General features: G+C 63.5%; 1 pseudogene. It reads right to left on the bottom strand.

Annotation, left to right across the window (positions count from 1 at the left end):
- Nucleotides 1–842, bottom strand: a pseudogene (locus ACW9JC_RS30365) (hypothetical protein); the annotation flags it as partial.

Genomic DNA, 842 nt, shown 5'->3' with positions numbered 1-842 from the left:
TGGTCGTAGCGGTACTTCAGTTCGCTGCCGTCGGGGTTGATCCGTCGGCTGACCAGGTGCAGGTCGTCGGCGTACTCAAAACGCGTGACCCGCCCCAATTCATCGGTTTCAGCGGTGATCCGGCCGTAGGCGTTGTAGCTGAAGCTGCGACTGGCGCCGCCCGGCGCGATTGTCTGCAACAGGCGGCCGACGGCGTCCCATTGGTAATGGCTGACCCCGCCGAATTCATCCTCACGGGTCAACAACCGTCCCAACGCGTCGTAAGAAAACTGCCGTCGCCCACCGTCGGGCAGGGTTTCGCCGAGCAACTGGCCGAGGTCGTTCCACTCGAACACATGGCGGCTGTGGTCCGGGTAACGGATCGCCAGCAAGCGCCCTTGTCCGTCGTACTCGTGATAGGTGCTTTGCCCGTCCGGGTCGATCAGCCAGGTCACATCACCTTGGGCGTTGCGTTTGTAGGTCCACTTGGCCTTACCGCGATAACGCGCATGCAGGAAACCGTTGCGGTACTCGTAGGACGTCGGCTCGTCCTCAGGCGGAATCAGCGCGATCAGCCGTCCGAGCTCGTCGTAGCGGTATTCGGTGATCGCGCCGAGGGCGTCCTGTTCGGCGAGCAAACGGCCCTGCGCGTCGTAGGCCTTGCGCTGCTCACCGCCATCGGCGGCGACCCGGCGCACCAACCGTGCCTGCGAGTCGTGGAGGTAAACCTCTTCGCTGCCATCGGCGTGTCTGAGGACGACACCACCGTGGTCGTCCCAGCGATACCGCGTGTCCATCTGCGCAAAGGACGCCCAATGACGGATACATCGGGCAGCCTTGCCGGACTTTTCCCACTCCCAGTA

The sequence above is a fragment of the Pseudomonas sp. SDO5591_S426 genome, assembly GCF_054070755.1.
The sequence above is the reverse complement of the archived record's forward strand: the minus strand, read 5'-3'. Positions and strand labels throughout refer to the sequence as shown.